The 14,716-nt window shown below is 57.9% G+C and carries 11 protein-coding genes; 5 read left to right on the forward strand and 6 right to left on the reverse strand.

Going from position 1 to position 14,716, the window contains the following annotated elements; genetic code table 11:
* Positions 1–12 precede the first annotated feature (12 nt).
* The 6 genes from GOW92_RS13625 to GOW92_RS13650 form a co-directional block, all read right to left on the reverse strand.
* Positions 13–1,317, reverse strand: coding sequence for an NAD(P)/FAD-dependent oxidoreductase (locus tag GOW92_RS13625; protein WP_170561138.1), 1,305 nt, complete (start codon positions 1,315–1,317; stop codon positions 13–15).
* On the reverse strand, positions 1,314–1,988 hold the full coding sequence (locus tag GOW92_RS13630; RefSeq protein ID WP_170561139.1) for a TetR/AcrR family transcriptional regulator: 675 nt from the start codon (positions 1,986–1,988) through the stop codon (positions 1,314–1,316). The genes GOW92_RS13625 and GOW92_RS13630 overlap by 4 nt, the downstream gene beginning before the upstream one ends.
* Complete coding sequence (locus GOW92_RS13635) at positions 1,989–3,539, reverse strand: trimethylamine methyltransferase family protein (RefSeq protein WP_170561140.1); 1,551 nt, start codon at positions 3,537–3,539, stop codon at positions 1,989–1,991.
* A gap of 2 nt (positions 3,540–3,541) precedes the next feature.
* The gene (locus tag GOW92_RS13640; RefSeq protein ID WP_170561141.1) at positions 3,542–5,944 is read right to left on the reverse strand and encodes a GcvT family protein; all 2,403 of its coding nucleotides are present in this window, start codon (positions 5,942–5,944) and stop codon (positions 3,542–3,544) included.
* A 112-nt stretch (positions 5,945–6,056) separates the two neighbouring features.
* Positions 6,057–6,686, reverse strand: coding sequence for a glutathione S-transferase family protein (locus tag GOW92_RS13645; protein WP_170561142.1), 630 nt, complete (start codon positions 6,684–6,686; stop codon positions 6,057–6,059).
* Positions 6,687–6,703: 17 nt separating this feature from the next.
* Positions 6,704–7,201, reverse strand: coding sequence for a class I SAM-dependent methyltransferase (locus GOW92_RS13650; protein ID WP_170561143.1), 498 nt, complete (start codon positions 7,199–7,201; stop codon positions 6,704–6,706).
* A gap of 233 nt (positions 7,202–7,434) precedes the next feature.
* Here GOW92_RS13650 and GOW92_RS13655 point away from each other — a divergent pair, with 233 nt between their 5' ends.
* From GOW92_RS13655 to GOW92_RS13675, 5 genes are read left to right on the forward strand one after another with little or no spacing between them, the layout of a single operon-like run.
* Positions 7,435–9,207, forward strand: coding sequence for an ABC transporter ATP-binding protein (locus GOW92_RS13655; protein ID WP_170561144.1), 1,773 nt, complete (start codon positions 7,435–7,437; stop codon positions 9,205–9,207).
* Positions 9,200–11,110, forward strand: a complete 1,911-nt coding sequence (locus GOW92_RS13660) for an ABC transporter substrate-binding protein (protein WP_170561145.1) — start codon at positions 9,200–9,202, stop codon at positions 11,108–11,110. The genes GOW92_RS13655 and GOW92_RS13660 overlap by 8 nt, the downstream gene beginning before the upstream one ends.
* A 14-nt stretch (positions 11,111–11,124) precedes the next feature.
* Positions 11,125–12,153, forward strand: a complete 1,029-nt coding sequence (locus GOW92_RS13665; protein WP_170561146.1) for an ABC transporter permease — start codon at positions 11,125–11,127, stop codon at positions 12,151–12,153.
* Positions 12,150–13,304: an ABC transporter permease gene (locus GOW92_RS13670; protein WP_170561147.1), complete on the forward strand. Its 1,155-nt coding sequence runs from the start codon at positions 12,150–12,152 to the stop codon at positions 13,302–13,304. Before GOW92_RS13665 ends, GOW92_RS13670 begins: the two co-directional genes overlap by 4 nt.
* A complete protein-coding gene (locus GOW92_RS13675) occupies positions 13,301–14,656 on the forward strand; it encodes a CoA transferase (protein ID WP_170561148.1) in 1,356 nt (451 codons plus the stop codon). Before GOW92_RS13670 ends, GOW92_RS13675 begins: the two co-directional genes overlap by 4 nt.
* Positions 14,657–14,716: the final 60 nt, after the last annotated feature.

The raw sequence follows: 14,716 nt of genomic DNA on the forward strand, positions 1-14,716 counted from the left end.
TTCGGATACAGACTAGCCCAGAACGGAAAAACTGCTTTCTTCGTTGATGGGGCGCTTACGAGAATAAAAACCAACATCAATCGACCGCCCGATATAAGGCAGTTCGTACTGCAACGGTTGCGCATCGTGATCCGCGCCGCCTTCGCAGTACTCGATCAGGGCCGTCATCATTTTACCCGCGATCGGAGCATTCTTGTACTGGTTCCCGCTGGTCCCGCAGGCCATGTAGAAACCTGGCAGGCTGGATTTGTCATAGATCGGGATCCAGTCGGTCGATGCGTCGTACAGATCCACAACGCCGCGTGTCTTAGATGGAATTCCAAGGCTGGGCACACGCTGCGCATATCGCATGGCCTGCGTTGTCCACTGGTCAGTGAAGTCGTGATTATAGTGCACGTCATCCTCGCACCACTGATGCGGGTCGCATTCCGGGTCTTCCGAACCGACCAGAATGTGGTTGCCGTGTTCGGGGCGGCAATAGCACGCAATATCGCTGTCAGAAACAATCGTGCCGTCGTTTTCGAAATCAAATCCTTCGGGTGCGGGAACGTGGACAACTTCCTGCCGCAGTGGACGCGTCTCGATCGTCATATCGTCCAGAACGTCGGCCATTTTGTTGATGATTGCCGAGCCGGGCCCGGCGACATTCACGACAACTTTCGCATGGATCTCTTCACCCGACGCCAGTTTAACGCCCGAGACCCGGCCCCCGTCGGTCAGGATTTCAACCACCTCAGCCCCCGTGCGCACTTCCGCGCCGTGCTGTTTGGCTGCATCCATCAGGTTTTGGGCGGACAGCGCCGGATCGGTGACATAGCCCGCCTGCGGCCAGAACACACCGCCGTGCATTTTGCGGCCGTTGGGTTGGCCAAACTCCGGGTCGTCCATACGACGTGCAGGCGCGAAACTGTCTTTGGAATAGATCGGCAGACGCTCACTGACCTTGTCCACAGACCACTCTTCGAATGGGCAGTCCAGATCCGCGCTGTTTTTCATATGCTTTTCCAGCATCCCGTTCGCGTCTGTTTTCATCACCAGACAGCCGGTCTCGCGGAACTGCCCCAGGTTGGCGTCTTCCGGCAGGCCAAGGTATTCAGCCCAATCGCGCCAATAGTGATAGCCTTCCCACGCAAAGGCGGTTCCGTCGAAGGTCGAGTAGTGCATCCGAATGATCGCGCAAGACCCCGCGGTTGAGCCGTGGCCAACCTGGCTGTTGCGATCCAGCGACAGGGTTTTCCAGCCCGCTTTTGCCATTTCAAAGGCGATGGCTGCGCCGATCACACCGGTTCCGATGATGATTGCGTCAGGTTGGCTCATGAGGGATCTCCTTTCCAATAGCGCATTGAATAAGCGCTGAATTCTTCGACTTCTTCGGGTTTCGGTTCAACTCCGGTGAAAACGTATAGGTAGTGCGGAACCATGGCGATCCGCATCTCCATCGGTTCGTTCAACTGCGCCAGATCGTAGCCGATCTGCATGTAGTACAGCACCCGCGCGCGGGTTTCGGCCTCGTATTCGGAATAGCCATATCGCGCAAACATGGCATGCAGCGCCTTGAGCCTGCGCGCATCAGATTGATCCAGCGCCCGCCGCACCTTGCCAGATTTACGCGCCCAGTCGCGGACGGCAAAATCAAGCGCCGTATCGAACAATGTGGTGTTCACCACGCAGCGATGTACATTGCAGACCGCCGCCGTTATCGTCGCTGCCGGGGCCTCAGCCTGCGCGACCAATGCGGCGGTATTCGTGGCCTGCCAGCGCGCAAGCAACGCATCCAGAAGTTCTTGCCGGGACTTGAAGTACCAATAGAAAGACGACCGCGATACGGCCATCCGTTCCGCCAGATTCAGCACCTTGATCTGATCGACCCCATCCGAGATCAGAACGTCCATCGCCACGTTCAGCCAGTCATCACGCGTGACCTTGATGTTGCCGACCAACGGCTCGGCTTCGGGGTCATCCCGGTGCAGGATAGGTTTCGTGTTCATTCAACTCTCCGGCGGTGCGCCGCCTTCAGCGGTGCGACGTGCGATAAAGTCCTGCAAGGCTCCGATACGGTCGCTGTCACTTGGCGGCGCTTTGAACTCGCTCAGAATGCCTTTCCAGACACCTGTTGCACGGTGATTGGCATCAACCGACCCGCGTTCAGTCCAGGTTCCGAAATTGGCATAGTCATGTACATGGGGTTGGTAGAACTCGGTGTTGTACCGCTCCATTGTCTGGCTGGACGCAAAGAAATGCCCGCTGGGTTCAACCTCGCTTAGCGCTGTGTCGAACCCGATCTCGGCGGTGCCTGCTTGGGCCCCGGCACAAAGCTCGGCCACCATGTTCAGAACCTCGGCATCACAGATCATCTTCTCGAAGGACACGGTCAGGCCGCCTTCGAGCCAACCAGCCGAGTGGATGATCACCGTCGCTCCGGCCATCAGGCAACCCCAAAGCCCGAACTGGTTTTCGTTGGCCGCCTGAACATCGTTGATATTCGATGCCGATCCGGCAGCCGATCGCCATGGCAGCCCCAGATGCCGTGCCAATTGGCCCGCTGCAAGCGAGGCTTGAAAATGTGACGGTGTACCAAATGCAGGTGCGCCCGATTTCATGTCTACGTTGCTGGTGAACGTTCCATAGCAAACCGGCGCTCCTGGCCTGGCCAACTGGGTCAGTGTCAGCGCCGCCAACGCCTCGGCATGTGAAAGTGTGATCGCGCCGGCCACGGTGATCGGAGCCATTGCGCCCATCAGCGTAAACGGCGTGATGATCGACATCTGGCCGTTGCGGGCGAAATCAATTAGCCCCTGCGCCATTGGAATATCCAACGTGCGCGGACTGTTCGTGTTGATGATCGTGTAGCAATGTGCGCCCGCCTGAAATGCATCATCTGACAGGCCCCGTGCGATGGATAGCATTTCAAAGCAATCCATCACCTGCGGCGTTCCGCGCGAGAAGAAAAACGGGAACTTGTCCGTCAGCTCCATCTGCGCCTTCGTCGTGAAATAGTGGCGCAGATGCGTCGGCACGTCCTGAGGCTCGACCTGAGGAGAGATCATCTGGAACACATCGAAATGATGTGTAAGCTTGAGGAACTCCAGATAATCCTGCCCTGTGGCGGGACGGCGGCCGCGTTCAAGATCTGTCGCGTTCGGTGCCCCTGCCCCCGGTTGAAACACCAAACTACCTAGCTCAAGGGTGAAGTCTCTGTGTCGCGCGCCTGCATGGCACGCAATCGACTTTGGTGCTGAAGCGACGGCGGCTTCAACAATGTCGCGGCCGATGAAGACCATCTCGGTGTCTTCATCCACCCGCGCGCCCGCTTTCGCAAAGAGACGCCGGCCTTCCGGAAGCAGGCATTTGACGCCCAACTCCTGAAGTGTTCGCAAGGCCGTTTCGTGCATATCCGCAATCTGGTCAGCCGGGAACACCTCCATCAACGGGAAGGGATTCTTCAACTGGCGATAATTCACGTCCCGACTGGGCGCAGGGGCGACCTCGGCGCTTCGCCCGCGCCGTCGTCGCCCGCGTTCGGATGTTTGTCCGATCATGCTTAGCCCCTCATCGCTTTGCCTTGCGGGTCGTAAGGTGACGGCGCGACAACCCGCGCGGGCCTTTCCACACCAACCACATGGACCGAAAGCTCTGTTCCGGGCGCGGCCTTGTCGCGATTGACCAGAGCCATTGCCAAAGACTTGCCGGTGTAGTGACCGTATCCGCCGGATGTCACAAAGCCGACACGCTCACCGCCCGCCCAAACGGGTTCATACCCACTTGCATCCGCATCATCGGCGTCCACTTCCAGTGTCACCTGTATCTGCGCCGGACCGTTTCCGTCGCGCTGAGCCACAGCGGCCTCTTTGCCGACAAAGTTCTTCTCCCAATCGATCCAGCGATCCATGCCGGTCATTCCCGGCGTGTAAAGCTGCGTGAACTCTGCCGACCAGATGCCAAAGCTTTTTTCAAGCCGCGTTGACAGCATCGCGTTGAAACCGCACTCGCGTATGCCCTCTTCGGCACCGGCCTCCAGCAACATGCGGCGCAGCTTGATGTGATCACCGTAGCGGCAGTTGATCTCATAACCTTTCTCGCCGGTCACCGACATACGGGCGACGCGCGCGCGGACCAACCCGATGTCAAAATCTCCACAGCCCATGAATTTCAGACCCGAGATGTCCTGTTCAGCCAACTTTTCGACCACGGCTTGCGACTTGGGACCAACCACCGCGAACCCGCAATATTCCTCGCCCAGATCCTGGACATTAACGCCGTCGATCATGTGATCGTCAAACCAGCGCATGTGCCACGCCCGCAAGTAGTAGCTGCCCATGATCCACCAGGTTCCGTCGCCCCAGTTGAGCACCGTGAGGTCCCCTTTGAGCCGCCCGTTCTCACCCAGCATCGGCGCTAGCTTCGCCCGACCTGGTGCGGGCAGTTTTGAGGCCATGATTTTGTCCAGCCAAACCTCAGCATTCGGGCCACTGACCTCAAACCGGGAGAATCCCGAGATATCCATCAAGCCGACGCCTTCGCGGATTACCTTGCATTCGTCAGCTACGATATCGTGCGCATTCGACCGCTTGAGCGTCGGTGTTTCCTCGAACCCTTTCGGTGCAAAATACAGCGGCACTTCAAGATCCCAGCTGACGCCCCATTTGCAACCCGCATCCGTCATCGCGTCATGCGCTGGGGCCATCTTTAGCGGCCGCCCCGCGGGCAGTTGCTCGTTCGGGTAGGTCATTACAAAGCGGCGGGAATAAAACTGGCCCGTGGTTTCACGGATATACCGCTTGTTCTGCGCAAAATCGCCAAAGCGCGCCACGTCCATCGGCCAGGCATCCGCCTCGGGCTCGCCATGGATCATCCATTCAGCCAGCGTCTTGCCGACACCGCCGCCCTGCAGGAAACCTGCCATAACCGCGCAGGCCGACCAATAGCCACGCTTGCCGGGAACCGGGCCGACCAACGGGTTTCCGTCGGGCGCAAAGGTGAAAGCACCGTTTACCCATGTCTTGATGCCTACGTTCTGGATCGACGGATAGCGCTCAAAGCCAAGCGTCAGCTCATTCTCGATCCGGTCGAGCTGTTCCTGAAACAGCTCCTCACCATAATTCCATGGTGCACCGTCCATGGCCCAGTGTTCGTGATCGACTTCATAAATTCCGACCAGAACGCCTTTCTGATCTTGCCGCATATAGGTGAACCCTTCGAGGTCGACGGTCATCGGCATTTCGAATTCGGCTTCAGCGACCTCGGGGACTGTGTCGGTGATCAGGTAGTGGTGTTTCAGAGGAGACACCGGCAACTCCACCCCCGCCATACGCCCTACTTGCTTGGCCCAAAGGCCAGCGGCGTTAACCACGTGTTCACAAGTGATCGTGCCCTTGTCGGTAATGACCTGCCAGCCATCATCGGTCTGGATCAGCTCCTCGACCTTGGTTTCCTCATAATACTCAGCACCGCGTTTTTTGGCAGCCGTTGCGTAAGCCTGCACCGTGCCGGTTGTATCGATATAGCCCTCGCGGTCGGCCCACATCGCGCCCAATACGCCGTCGGTGGACATGATAGGGCAACGCCTTTGCGCCTCTTCCGGAGACAGCAATTCGCAGTCGTCAATGCCGATGGATTGGAAAATGCGATAGTTCGCCTGCAGCCACTCCCATCGCTCCGGCGTACCGGCCAATGTCAGACCACCGGTCATGTGCAACCCGATATTCTGACCAGACTCCTTTTCGATCTCGCTGAGCAGATCGATTGTATAGGCCTGTAGCGACGCCATGTTCGGATCGGCGTTTAGCGCGTGAATGCCGCCCGCTGCGTGCCAGGATGACCCCGAGGCCAACCGACGCCGTTCCAGCATGACCACATCTGACCAGCCAAACTTGGCCAGATGATACAGAACCGAGGCGCCCACGACGCCGCCCCCGATGACCACAACGCGATACTGAGAATTCATCCTGCGCTCCCCTGCATGTCTCACGAGGGACGCTAGAGGCACTGTTCACATCTGTCTAGACATTTCTGTACAGTTCTGCCCGTACCAAGAAACCGTCTTGGGCCGGCAGTTTTCAAAGTTGTGCGCTGGGACGGGAAGCGATCTTATCAAACCACGCCAAAGTGACTGTGTTTTCTTGCGGAATCCGCTTTTTGATCACGCGGGCAAAGTCAACGAAGACAAAGGTGGAAATGTCAGCCAGAGTGAAATCCGAACCTGCGATAAACGCGCTTTCGCTCAATCGCTGTTCCAGAAGCGAAAAGAAATGATCAACGCGCGTTGACCCGCGCTGCGCCAGCTCTGGGATTTGCGGGTGATTCACCGGGCCCGGAATCGCCCTGTCGGCAAAGGCCGGATGGGTATTGCGCAACGCCTCGGCTACTGGCGCGCCGCCCTGTTGCTCAACGATGCTGTTCCACATCAGAACCTGCCCCTTTTCATCCGGAGTGCGGCCCATCAAAGGTGGCTCAGGAAAGCGCGCCTCAAGATAGGCGGCGATCCCGAGATTCTCGGTTAGCGTGCTGCCCTCATCCGTCACCAGCACAGGGACTGTTGCGTTGGGGTTCACGGCGCGAAAGTCGTCACTGAGCTGTTCACCTTTGCCGATCGAGATTTCTCGGGTTTCGATATCCAAACCCTTTTCAGCAATGAACATACGCGCGCGCCGCGGGTTGGGGGCCGTGGAACAATCATAAAAAAGCATCAGATTCTCCCACCCGGTCAGCGACGATAAATGAAGCAACGCCCTTCAACGGCTCCTTCGGGAAGGGAAACCTCAGTCAGGGTGTCGAAATACATGCGGTCGCTTGAGACCATCAGACCGCCTTCCGCCAACAGCGGCTCGATCAGGGGTGAGACAAATCTGGCAAAGTCGTCGTTCTTTTTGCGGTTGTGGCCGCCGAGGTCCGCGTGGATCAGGCTGGCAGTGGCCCCGAACCGATCCAGCGAAGCCGGTAGTGTTTCCCGAACGTCCCCCAAAATCACTCTTTCTTCGGGCGGAGTGGAGTCCGGATGCGACGCCACGGCGCGTTCAAACACGTAAACAGGACGATCAGAGATATATTGCGCCATGTGATGATAGGTGCGCCCGTTGCCCAACCCAAGTTCGAACACCGGTCCCGGCATACCATTGGTCTGAGCGATGGCAAAATCCAGGCAGGCCCGTTGGGACACCATACGGTCGATAAACAGATCCAGGCGGCTTTGGTTGTCGGGCACGGGGAAATCTCTCCTTGATATTAGTCAGCTCATGATTTGGGGCCGACACCGCATGTGATGACAAATCCTCAAGGATTTGTGTAGGTAAATTGGCCTAGGTTTCACATTTTCGCGACAATTCAGCCCAAGAACGGGTTTGACTACACGGGTCCAACCGCGCGAGACTGCGTCAAAAAACACAGGGAGTTGAAAACGCCGATGTCGAACCACGGACGAACGGGTGGAAAACCCGCATGACCGCGTTGTTGTCCGTCAGAGACCTCAGCATCGGTTTTGGTGCGGGCGACCCAGTTGTCAAAGGAGTCAACTTTGATGTCGAAGCCGGGCAGACGCTTGCTTTGGTCGGTGAGTCCGGGTCGGGGAAAACCATCTCGTGTCGGGCGGCGTTACGAATATTGCCGCGTTCCGCGCAGATTCGCAGCGGTACGATTACCCTGAATGATTCAAAGGGTTTCGAAGAGCTGACCAAAATCAGCGAACGCCAGATGCGCGATATTCGCGGCAATCGGATTTCGATGATTTTTCAAGAACCAATGCGTTCGCTATCCCCATTGCACAAGATCGGCAATCAGGTCAGCGAGGTTTTATGGCTGCATAGAGGCGCGTCCGAGGCGGAGGCTCGCAAAGAGGTTCTTACACAGTTCGAGCGTGTGGGCTTTCCTGATCCACAACGCGCTTATGATTCTTACCCGTTTGAGTTGTCGGGCGGCATGCGCCAGCGCGCCATGATTGCGATGGCCATGGTGTCCAAGCCGGATTTGCTGATCGCGGATGAGCCGACAACTGCATTGGACGTAACGACACAAGCTCAGGTACTTGGGCTGATCAAGGAACTGCAGCGCGAGACGGGCATGGCCCTGATCCTTGTGACACACGACCTTGGTGTTGTTGCCAACATGGCAGAACAGGTTGTCGTCATGCACAAGGGCCGGGTGATGGAAGCTGGTGCCGCCGCGCCGATCCTGAGCGCCCCGGCACATCCCTATACGCAACAACTGTTCAACGCGGCACCTGCGATCCCCGACGAGGACTCGGTCGGGCTGCCGATGCCGGACGAGGACCTCATTCTACAGATGAAGGGGGTATCCAAAACCTACACAATGCGGTCCAGCAAGGGGTGGAAGGATGACAAGCTGATCCACGCCTGCCGCGGTGTGGACCTGAACCTTGCCCGCGGCAAGACGCTGGCAATCGTCGGCGAAAGTGGATCGGGTAAAACGACGGCTGCGCGGATCGCCCTTGGCGCGGAATTGCCCGATCCAGGCGGAGAGGTCCTGTTTCGAACAGCACCAAATGAAGATCCAATAACGGTACATCATATGACCCGCGCGCAACGCACAGCGTTTCAGCGCAAGGCACAAATGGTGTTTCAGGACCCGTACAGCTCGCTTAGTCCTCGGATGCGCATTCAGGACGCGCTGACCGAACCATTGGAAATTCACTCCATCGGTTCAACTGCGGAACAGCGGGACAAAGCGGTCGAGATGCTGCAGCGTGTCGGGCTTAACGGGGACATGCTGAAACGCTATCCGCATGCCTTCTCTGGCGGTCAGCGGCAACGCCTCTCGATTGCGCGCGCGATGATGTTGGACCCGCAGCTGATCGTCTGTGATGAGCCTACCTCGGCACTGGATGTATCAGTTCAGGAACAAATCCTGACCTTGCTCGAAAACCTGCAGGACAGGTTGAACCTGTCCTACCTGTTCATCTCTCACGACCTTGCCGTCGTGGCGCGCATTGCGGACGAAGTCGCTGTGATGCGCCGCGGGCTTGTCGTCGAACAGGCCCCGCCCGAGACGTTGTTTTACAACCCCCGACATCCTTACACCAAGGCGCTGATTGCCGCCCAACCAGAACCCGACATCAACCGGCCCATCGACCTTAAACTGGTTGCTTTGGGCGCAGGTTCACCAGACAGTTGGGATGACACCTTCCGATTTACGGACTCCGTGATACCTTCACTGGTAGAGATGGAGCCCGGCCATAAGGTACGATGCCATGTTTAAGACCACTCGCCCGCTCATTCTGGCTGCCACATTGGCTGCCGTCTGGATCCTGCCCGCCACGGCAGGGACGCCAACCCCTCAGGAAAGCGAATTCTGGAAGGCCGAAGTCAGTTCCGGGAACCTGCCACCTGTAGCCGAGCGCCTGCCGGGCGAGCCGCTGATCGTAGATCTGTCTGCCAAAGGCCGAGACTTTGGAACCCCTGGCGGCACCCTGCGCACAATGGTTACCCGCTCGAAAGATATCCGTCAGATGGTCGTCTACGGCTATGCGCGACTGGTTGGGTTTGACGAAAACTACGAGATCGTCCCAGATCTGTTGGAATCCTATGAAAATGATAGCAACCGAAAATTCACCCTGAATCTGCGAGACGGGCACAAGTGGTCAGATGGGTCGCCCTTCACCTCGGAAGACTTCCGGTATTGGTGGGAAGACGTCGCCAATAACGAACTGCTCAGCCCCTCTGGCCCGCCCGATTTCCTGATTGTTGAGGGTAAAACACCAACTGTGACCTTCCCGGACGAGACCACTATTGTCTTTGAGTGGGAAGACCCAAATCCTGATTTTCTGCAGTCGCTGGCACAAGCACGCCCGCCTTTCATTTACCGGCCTTCCGAGTTCCTGAAGCAGTACCATGAGAAATTCGCAGACGCTGAAGAGCTGGCATTTCAGGTCGAAGACGCAAGGGTCAAAAGCTGGGCAGCGTTGCACAACAAGCTGGACAACCTCTATAAATTCGACAACCACGAACTGCCGACACTGCAGCCTTGGCTGAACGCAAGCTCGGGCAAGAAGATCCGCCACAACTTTGTGCGTAACCCGTATTACCACCGTATCGATTCCAACGGTGTTCAGTTGCCCTATATCGACATCGTCGAGATGGAGATTGTCGCCCCCGGTTTGGTCGCAGCCAAGGCCAATGCGGGTGAGACCGACCTGCAAGGGCGCGGTTTGGCGTTTCGCGATGCATCTATCCTAAAAAAGGGCGAAGCAGGCGGAGACTACAAAACACTACTGTGGAAGACAGGTGTCGCATCGCAAATCGCGATCTATCCGAACCTGAACTACTCGGATGAGGTCTGGCGCGACGTTCTGCGCGATGTGCGCGTCCGCCGGGCGCTTTCGCTGGCCATCGACCGCAAAACCATCAATCAGGCGCTCTATTTCAAACTGGCCCATCCCGGTGCGATGTCTGTGCTGCCGGCATCTCCTTTCTATGACGAGAAAAATGCGCAGGCTTGGGCCCAGTACGACGTTGAGATGGCCAACGCCCTTCTGGACGAAGCGGGCCTGACCGAACGCGACAAAAACGGCATTCGCCTGCTACCCGATGGCCGCCCGATGGAGTTGATCATCGAAACCGCCGGCGAGCGGCAAGAGGTTGAAAACGCACTTCAGATCGTCACGGATACGTGGCGCGAGATCGGCGTAGACCTTGTAATGCGCCCTCTGGACCGGGACATTCTGCGTAATCGCGTGTTTGCAGGCAATACTATGGCCTCAGTGTGGTTCGGCTGGGATGACGGTATCCCGCAAGCCCACACCTCGCCCGCGTACCTGGCTCCCACGGATCAGGTGTTTTTGGCCTGGCCCAAATGGGGACAGTTTTACCAGACCGGCGGGGACGTTGGTGAAGCCCCTGACATGCCCGAGGCCAAGCGTCTGATGGAATTGGCCCATGATTGGGAGGCCGCCACCACCGATGAAGAGCGTTCGGTCGTTTGGTCAGAAATGCTGAACATCCACGCCGATCAGCTTTTCGCCATCGGAATTCTGAACGGCGCACCACAGCCGATCGTAGTGTCCAACCGTCTGCGCAACGTGCCCGAGCAAGGCATGTGGGCATGGGAGCCCGGCGCACATTTCGGCATTCACCGCCCAGACGAATTCTTTTTCGCCGACTAATCAGGAGCAGCTAAATGGTCATGCTGCGCTATGCGGTGTATCGCTTTTTCACGATGCTGCTGACTTTGCTGGTGGTGTCGGTTCTGATCTTCGTGATCATCAACCTTCCACCCGGTGATTATCTGAGCAACCAGATTGCTGAATTGCAGGCATCGGGTCAGTCCGCCGGGGTGGCCAAGGCCGAGTTCCTTCGCGCCGAATATGCTCTGGATCGTCCCGTATGGGAGCAATACCTGATTTGGATGGGGTTTTGGCCCGGTCCGCACGGATTTGAGGGCCTGCTGCAAGGCAACTATGGCTGGTCCTTTGAATTCGACCGCCCCGTGGCCGAAATTGTTGGCGATACTTTGTGGCTGACAGTTGTGGTCAATCTGGCCGCTATCCTGTTTGTTTACGCCGTTGCCCTGCCGCTGGGCGTTCTCGCTGCAGCAAAATCGCGGACCTGGATCGACTATACGTCCGCCTTTGTCGGTTATCTTGGCTTGGCCACACCGAACTTCCTGCTGGCGCTGATCCTTTTCTATTACGGTCATCGCTATTTCAACTTGCCCATCGGCGGCCTGATGGATCCGTCCTTTGAAGGCCAACCAATGAGCTGGGAAAAGTTGAAATCCATTCTTGTCCATCTGATCGTGCCGACCTTCGTAATTGGCACATCCGGTGCTTCAGCCATGATGCAACGCCTGCGCGCGAACATGCTGGATGAGCTCGGCAAGCCATATGTTGAGACGGCCATCGCCAAAGGCATGGCCCCGTCACGGATGCTGACAAAATACCCGCTGCGCGTGGCCTTCAACCCCTTTGTCGCTGATATCGGAAACCTGCTGCCATCGATGGTATCCGGCTCAGTTCTGGTATCGGTCGTGCTTGGTTTGCAGACCATCGGCCCAACACTGCTGACAGCGCTGAAAACTCAGGACCAGTTCCTGTCTGCCTTTATTCTAATGTTCGTGGCTTTGCTGACCCTGATTGGCACCATGATCTCTGACATCTTGCTGGTCATGTTGGACCCGCGCATTCGGTACGAGGGGCGTGAAGCGTGACCAAACACACCGACGGTCGCTTTGTCGACGACGCACCTTTCGACCCGGAAGCCTCCCTGCAACAGTTGGAGCGCGCCGATCTGGACGCGCCGAACTGGGTTCTGGTCTGGCGCAAGTTCAGGACTCACAAGCTGGGCCTGATTTCTGGCATCTTCCTGCTGTTCTGTTACTTGATGCTGCCCTTCGCAGGGTTCATTGCGCCTTATGGTCCGAACGAGCGGAACGGCGAACATCTTTATGCCCCGCCACAAAGCATCAACTGGTTCCATGATGGCAGCTTCATCGGCCCGCATGTCTATCCCATCGTGGCCGAGGCTGATCTTGAGACCTTTCAATGGAAATTCGTGCCTGACACCGAAGATCCACGCCCCATTCGCTTTTTCTGCGAAGGGGCTGAGTACAAGCTTGCCGGGTTTATCAAATCCGACACCCACTTGTTCTGCGCGCCCGAGGGCGCAACACTATTCCTTTGGGGGTCGGATCGTCTGGGTCGCGATGTGTTCAGCCGCATCCTGTACGGCGCACAGCTGTCGCTGACGGTCGGTCTGATCGGCATTTCGGTGTCGTTCTTCCTTGGCATCCTGTTTGGATCGATGGCCGGGTATTTTGGCGGCAAGATCGACTGGGTCATCAACCGGGTTATCGAGGTCTTGCGTTCGCTGCCTGAACTACCGCTCTGGCTTGCGCTATCGGCTGCGGTGCCTTCGAACTGGAGCCCGGTTGCGGTGTTCTTCATCATCTCGATTATTCTGGGGATACTCGATTGGCCCGGCCTCGCCCGTTCGGTACGCGCCAAATTCCTGTCCCTTCGGGAAGAGGAATACGTCCGCGCCGCCGAGATGATGGGCGCAAGCTCGGGCCGGGTCATCCGTAAACACCTGCTGCCCAACTTCATGTCGCATCTGATCGCCTCAGCCACGCTATCGATCCCGGCTATGATACTTGGGGAAACGGCACTTAGCTTTCTGGGTCTGGGGCTGAGGGCCCCGGCCGTCAGCTGGGGAGTGATGCTAAACGACGCGCAGAATCTGGCCTCGATCGAGATCTACCCTTGGACGGCAATCCCGATGCTGCCGATCATCGTTGTCGTACTGGCGTTCAATTTCCTTGGTGACGGGCTGCGCGACAGTCTGGACCCATACCAGCAATGACCTTGATCTCTGCCCTGCCCGCGACTGACGGATACCGGACAACGGGAACCGGGGCTTGGTCCAGCGTGTATGCGGTCTCAGAACTGGCAACGGCGACTTTTGGCGCCGTAGGTCAGGAACTGGCACGCCTGACGACAGCCTTGAATCTGTCGCCTAGCGTGCCAGAGGTGTCTGTGGATCATCGCTTGGCGTCGCTTTGGTATCAGTACTCTTTCAAACCCAATAGTTGGGAGATGCCCAGCCTATGGGATGCGGTCGCAGGCGATTATCAGACAGCGGATGGCTGGATCAGGCTGCACACCAACCTGCCGCGCCACCGGGAGGCAGCACTCAAGGTTCTTGAGGTCAAGGCAGAACGGGGCGCGGTTTCTGACGCCGTGCGAAGATGGTCCGCCAGTCAACTCGAATCCGAAATCGTGGCGCAGGGCGGCGTTTCCGCAGCCATGCGCAGCCGCGCGGAATGGTTGGAGCATCCGCAGGGCCGGGCCGTGTCTCGCGATCCCCTTATAGGGTGGCACAGCCCCCGCCAGATCCACTTGCGAGACCGATCAAAGGCCACGGCAGAACGCCCGCTTGCGGGCCTGCGTGTTCTCGATCTCACACGCGTTTTGGCTGGTCCTGTTTCAACGCGAACTCTCGCCGGTTTCGGTGCCGAGGTTCTGCGCATCGACCCACCCGGCTGGGATGAGCCCGGTGTCATACCCGATATCTCGTTGGGCAAATCTTGCGCATACCTTGATCTGAAATCACCACCTGGTTTGGACAAGCTGCAAAAGTTGCTGTCTGAGGCCGACGTGTTTGTCCATGGGTACCGCCCTGGCGCATTGGATGCGCTCGGTCTGACCAGGGCCAAGCGCGATGAACTGGCCCCTAACCGGGTCGAAGTCACTCTCGACGCTTATGGCTGGCAAGGTCCTTGGGCTGCGCGGCGCGGGTTCGACAGCCTTGTCCAGATGAGCGCTGGCATCGCGGATGCGGGTCGTGACTGGGCAATCGCAGACAAACCAACTCCGTTGCCGGTTCAGGCACTGGATCATGCTACCGGCTATCTGATGGCGTCCGCCGTGCTGTCGGCCCTTGCCGAAGCGGCCTCGGGTAACTCAATCATGCTGGGTCAGCTTTCTCTGGCGCGTACGGCAGAACTGCTGGCCATACTCGGCAAGTCGGACACGAAAGAGGTCATCAACGGTGCCAACCCATCAGACTACAGCGATACGCTCGAAAACTCAGGCTGGGGTCCCGGCCACCGTCTGAAACCCGCTCTGACTGTTGGCATGGCCAAGATGTTTTGGGATGGCCCCGCGCCGAAACTTGGTACTTCGGCACCGGTTTGGGCTTCGCCCGTCACCTGAACCAACCGCCGCGCGGAACGCGCGGCTTGGCCCAACGCTTTGGGTCACGTCTCGTCAGAG

Source organism: Ruegeria atlantica (genome assembly GCF_013032505.1).
In the GTDB taxonomy this organism is placed as follows: domain Bacteria; phylum Pseudomonadota; class Alphaproteobacteria; order Rhodobacterales; family Rhodobacteraceae; genus Ruegeria; species Ruegeria atlantica_F.